The following is a 5,206-nucleotide window of genomic DNA, read 5'->3' on the forward strand; positions in this document are numbered from 1 at the left end:
CAACCCACCCGACCATCCAGAGGAGGACGCTCAGTAAATACCGCGCAACGGTGCCTCATTCAGGTTGACAGGTTCCGGTCGTCATGGCGCCGGGTGCGCAGTTCGATCCGGACCAGTTCCGGGCGTTCCTGTCCGGGCAGGCCGATCTCGGGCCCAAGCAATGGCCGTCGTACGTGCGGGTGAGTGCCGGGTTGCCGGGCACGATGACCTTCAAGGTGCTCAAACGGCAACTTTCGGCCGAGGGTGTCGATTGCGGCGAACCGGTGTTCGCGATTCCACGCTGACCTTGGCTACCCCAGCAGGGACGGCACCACCGCGTCGATCAGGTGCGGGCCGGGCTCGGCGAACGCGTCGCGCAGCGCCTGTGCGAACTCCTCGCAGGTGGTCGCACGCCGCGCGGGTACCCCCATGCCTTCGGCGATCTTGACGAAATCCATTGTGGGACGCGATATATCGAGCAGGTCTTTGGCTTTCGGGCCGGGTCCGGCTTCGACGCCCACGCGTTGCAGCTCGAGCCGCAGAATGTCGTAGGCACCGTTGTTGTAGATGACGGTGGTGACGTCCAGCAGTTCCCGCGCTTGGCTCCACAGCCCCGAGATCGTGTACATCGCCGACCCGTCGGATTCCAGGCAGACGACCGGACGGTCCGGCGCCGCCACCGCGGCACCGACCGCGGTCGGGATGCCGTAACCGATGGCCCCGCCGGTCAGGGTCAGCCAGTCGTGGGCCGGCGCTCCGGCGGTCGCCGCCGGCAACAGCAGACCCGAGGTGTTGGATTCGTCGACCACGATCGCCCGTTCGGGCAGCAGTGCACCGATCACCTCGGCAGCCGACGCGGACGTCAGCGCCCCCGACGGCAGCTGGGGACGGTTGGCGGGCGCGGTCGCCGCGGTCGTCCCCGGCGCCACCTCGTCGGCCAGTGCTGCCAAAGCGGCTGCGGCTCCGTCATATTCGGCCAGGATGTGCACTTCGCAGCCGGACGGAACCAGGTCGCTGGGCATCCCGGGGTAGGCGAAGAACGAGACCGGCGACCGTGCCCCGGCGAGCACCAGATGCTTGGCGCCGTCGAGTTGAGCCGCCGCGGCTTCGGCGAAGTAGCCCAGCCGGTCGATGGCGGGCACGCCCGCGCCACGCTCCAGTCGGGTCGGGAACGTCTCACACAGCAGGCGGGCGCCGGTGGCCTCGGCGATCCGCGCGGCCGCCGACAGACCCGGTTCGCGGGTGGCGTCGCCGCCGACCAGGACGATGGTGGGTTCACCCGCGCGCAGCAACTCGGCTACCGCGCGCACGTCGGCGCTCGATGCTTTCGCCGCCGCGGCGGACTCGACGGTGGCCGGCTGCGCGCCTTCGGACCAGGAGGCGTCGGCGGGCAGGATCAGCGTCGAGACGAACGACCCTGACGTGCTGGCCTCGATGGCCTCGGCGGTGTCGGCGCCGACGTCCGCTGCCGTCGCCGTTCTGCGCACCCATCCCGACACGGTGCCGGCGACGGCGTCGATGTCGGATTCCAGTGGGGCATCGTACTTTTTGTGGTAGGTGGCGTGATCGCCGACGACGACGACCATCGGCACCCGCGCGCGCCGGGCATTGTGCAGGTTGGCCAGACCGTTGCCCAGTCCGGGTCCCAGATGCAGCAGCACGGCTGCCGGGCGACCGGCGATGCGGGCGTACCCGTCGGCCGCACCGGTGGCAACCCCTTCGAAAAGCGTTAGCACGCCTCGCATTTGATCGACGGTGTCCAGCGCCGCGACGAAGTGCATCTCCGAGGTGCCCGGGTTGGAGAAGCAGACGTCGACGCCGCCGTCGACCAAGGTGTTGATCAGAGCCTGCGCACCGTTCACCTGTCCACCTTTCGTTGCAACCTGAAGACCCGCTCGGCATTGTCGTGCAGGAAGTCTCGACGAGCCTCGTCGCTGAGGCCGAGATCGTCAAGACCCGCCAGTGCGTGCGCGTGCGCGATCATCGGATAGTTGGTGCCGAACAGGACTTTGCGCTGTCCGGTACCGGTTTTCATGAACCTGATCAGCTCGTCCGGGAGTCGCCGGATGGTGTAAGCCGACGTGTCGATGTAGACGTTCTCGTGCTTGCGGGCCACCGCGACCATCTCCTCGGTCCACGGGTAGCCGACGTGCCCGCACACGATCACCAGATCCGGGAAGTCGAGGGCAACCTGATCGATATAGGGAATCGGGCGGCCGGTCTCCGACGGCCGCAACGGCCCGGTGTGCCCGACCTGGGTGCAGAACGGGATGCCGGACTCGACGCACTGAGCGAACAGCGGATAGTAGCGGCGGTCGGTGGGCGGGGCGTTCCACAGCCACGGCACCACCCGCAACCCGACGAACCCCTCATCGACGCGGCGGCGCAGTTCGCGGACCGCTGGCATCGGACGGTCCAGATCGGCCGTCGCCAGACCTTTGAATCGATTGGGGTGCAGGGCAATCCATTCGGCGACCTCGTCGTTGGACACCAGGTCCTGGCCGGCCGGGCCGAGCCATGCGCTGAGCAGTCCGAGTTCGACGCCCGCGTCGTCCATCGCGGCGACGGTGACCTCGATCGGAATTTCCGCGTCGGGCATGGACCCACCGGTCCAGCGACGCAGCGAGGCCAACATGTCACTGCGCAGGAACCGCTGCGTCGGATGCTGCATCCACACATCGATCGTCATCGCGGTTCGACCCTAGCGCGTCGGTGTTCAAGCACCCAGCGCGGAACGGGCAGCGACGCCCGTCTGGCGCGCGTATCCGCCGCCGAAGAGCACCACGTGCGCCAGCAGCGGGTAGAGCTGATGCAGCCCAATCCGGTTGCGCCATCCGGCTTTCAGCGATCGAACCTGCTGATATCCGGCCAGCACCGCGTCATGGTGTGGACAGCCGAACAGTGCGAGCATAGCCAGGTCGGTCTCGCGGTGGCCGCCGTGCGCGGCCGGGTCGATCAGCACCACCCCGTCCCGGGTCCACATCACGTTGCCGCTCCACAGGTCTCCGTGCAGCCGGGCCGGTGGGTCCTCGTCGTCGAAGTCTCCCGCTGCGCACCGGGCCAGCACCCCGTCGATCGCCTGCCGCGTCGGGCTGTCGAGCCGGTGGGCAGCCAGCTCGGTCATCGGCGCCAGCCGCTCGTCGGCGTAGAAGCTGCCCCAGCGCGGGTGCGGTCGCAAAGACATGGGCAGGGGTTGGGACAGCGGGCCGAAGAATCCGGGGCCGTCCCACCCGTCGGGACCCACGCCGAACGCCGATGCCCCCGCGTCGTGCATGACCGCAAGCCGGGCTCCGAACTCGTGCGCCGCATCGGGGCTCGGCGGCACCGACTCGAGCCGGCGCAGGGTCAGGCTGGTGGCGTCAACATCCAGCACCGGCGCGCAGGGCACTCCCCCGTCGACGCCGGAGAGCCAACTCAACCCGGCCGCCTCGCAGGCGAAGAAGCCGGCGGGCGCGTCCGGATTGCGCTTGACGAAATCGTTCACGACGGGCCCGACGCGCCTATCCAGAGCACGCTTTCGGACTGTAGACGGCGCTGCCTTCGAAGCGTCGCGAAGACACGAAACCCCTTGCGCATTCTGGAATCCCGTTCGGTGAATGACGCCGAATTCGTCGGGGGAATTTCATGGCTTATTGGACTTCTGCCGAATAAGATCCCGAGCTACGCGTCATTTCCGCGGGTTTCTATCCAGCGTTGGTTGGGAGCTGTGCCATGTCGTTCGTGTCGATCGCACCGGAATTCGTAACGACGACCGCCGGGGATCTGGCGAGAGTGGGATCGGCGCTGAACGCGGCGAACACCGCCGCCGCGGTTCCCACCACCGAGTTGCTGGCCGCCGCTGCCGATGACGTGTCTGCCCAGATAGCCGCGCTGTTCGGCGGCTACGGCCGCGACTACCAAGCGATCAGCGAGCGGCTCGCGGCGTTTCAGGAGCGGTTCGTGGCGACCCTCAGGGCTGGGACGAATGCCTACGCGACCGCGGAGTCATTCAATGCCGAACAGGCACTGCTGGGGCTCATCAACGCGCCCACCCAGACGCTGCTGGGTCGCCCGCTGATCGGCGACGGGGCGAACGCCACCACACCGGGCGGCAGTGGTGGTGATGGCGGCATCTTGTACGGCAACGGCGGAAACGGTGCCGCGGGAGCGGCCGGGCAGGCCGGTGGCGCCGGCGGTGCGGCCGGGCTGTGGGGTAACGGCGGCGCGGGTGGCGCCGGTGGCGCGGGCGGAGGAACAGGTGGCGCGGGCGGTGCCGGCGGTTGGCTGGTCGGCGTCGGCGGCGCTGGCGGGATCGGTGGCGTGGGCGGGGGCACCGGCGGAGCAGGCGGTAGCGGCGGATTCCTGTGGGGCGGTGGCGGTGCCGGCGGTAACGGCGGGTTCGGCGGCGGCGCGGGCGGGACCGGTGGTCGCGCCGAATTGCTGTTTGGCGCAGGCGGAGCCGGCGGACACGGTGGTGCCGGTGCCGACGCCGGCGCAGGCGGACGAGGCGGCGCCGGCGGCGACGGCAGCTGGTTTGCCGGCGGCGGGACCGGTGGCAACGGCGGGGCCGGCGGCGTGGGCAGCGACAGTGTCGCCGCCGGCGGCACGGGCGGGACCGGTGGCGCCGGCGGCGACGGTGGCGCCGGTGGCCGCGGCGCACTGTTCCTCGGCGCAGGCGGACAGGGCGGCCTGGGTGGTTCGGGTGGAGTCGGCGGCGGCGGCGGCCACGGCGCCGACGGAAGCGTTGCCGGTCTCGGCGGGGTCGGTGGTGTCGGAGGCACCGGTGGTAATGGCGGCGCCGCCGGCGCAGGCGGGGCGGGCGGCTCCCGTCAACTGTTCAGCCTCGACGGTGCCGCCGGCGGCGCGGGCACGGGCGGGACCGGCGGAGCCGGCGGCGCCGGCGGGGCCGGCGTATCCGGCACGGACTCCCCCACCGGCAGCGGCCTTGTTGGCGGCACCGGCTTTGCCGGCGGTGCCGGTGGAGCGGGTGGCGCGGGTGGCAACAGCGGCGCCGGCGGTGTGAACGGCTCCGGTGGCGTCGGTGGCGTCGGCGGCGTCGGAGGTGTGGGTGGCGCGGGCGGATCGGGCACTCTCGCGGGGTCGGCCGGTGGTAGCGGCGGACAAGGTGGCACGGGCGGCAGCGCCGGCGCCGGAGGCGCGGTCGGCACCGGAGGCTCCGGAGGCGTGGCGGGCAAGGCAGGCACAGGCGGCACCGGTGGTGGCGGCGGCACGGGCGGGACCGGCACCG

General features: G+C 70.8%; 4 protein-coding genes and 1 pseudogene. 2 read left to right on the plus strand and 3 right to left on the minus strand.

What is annotated here, in order from left to right; all coding sequences use genetic code 11:
* Positions 1 to 77: 77 nt before the first annotated feature.
* Positions 78 to 284: pseudogene (locus AO501_RS09730) on the plus strand (acyl-CoA synthetase); the annotation flags it as partial.
* A 6-nt stretch (positions 285 to 290) separates the two neighbouring features.
* Here the strand turns inward: AO501_RS09730 and AO501_RS09735 are convergent.
* Genes AO501_RS09735 through AO501_RS09745 form a run of 3 tightly spaced genes read right to left on the minus strand, consistent with a single transcriptional unit; the run spans position 291 to position 3,463 of the window.
* Positions 291 to 1,841: an acetolactate synthase large subunit gene (locus AO501_RS09735; protein WP_055577526.1), complete on the minus strand. Its 1,551-nt coding sequence runs from the start codon at positions 1,839 to 1,841 to the stop codon at positions 291 to 293.
* Positions 1,838 to 2,668, minus strand: a complete 831-nt coding sequence (locus AO501_RS09740) for an amidohydrolase family protein (RefSeq protein WP_055577527.1) — start codon at positions 2,666 to 2,668, stop codon at positions 1,838 to 1,840. The genes AO501_RS09735 and AO501_RS09740 overlap by 4 nt, the downstream gene beginning before the upstream one ends.
* 27 nt (positions 2,669 to 2,695) lie before the next feature.
* On the minus strand, positions 2,696 to 3,463 hold the full coding sequence (locus AO501_RS09745) for a fructosamine kinase family protein (protein ID WP_055577528.1): 768 nt from the start codon (positions 3,461 to 3,463) through the stop codon (positions 2,696 to 2,698).
* 227 nt (positions 3,464 to 3,690) lie between these two features.
* Here AO501_RS09745 and AO501_RS09750 point away from each other — a divergent pair.
* Positions 3,691 to 5,206: PE family protein (locus AO501_RS09750; RefSeq protein ID WP_156452442.1), on the plus strand; the 1,516-nt coding region annotated here is incomplete at its 3' end.

Source organism: Mycobacterium gordonae, from assembly GCF_001417955.2.
GTDB lineage: Bacteria > Actinomycetota > Actinomycetes > Mycobacteriales > Mycobacteriaceae > Mycobacterium > Mycobacterium gordonae_B.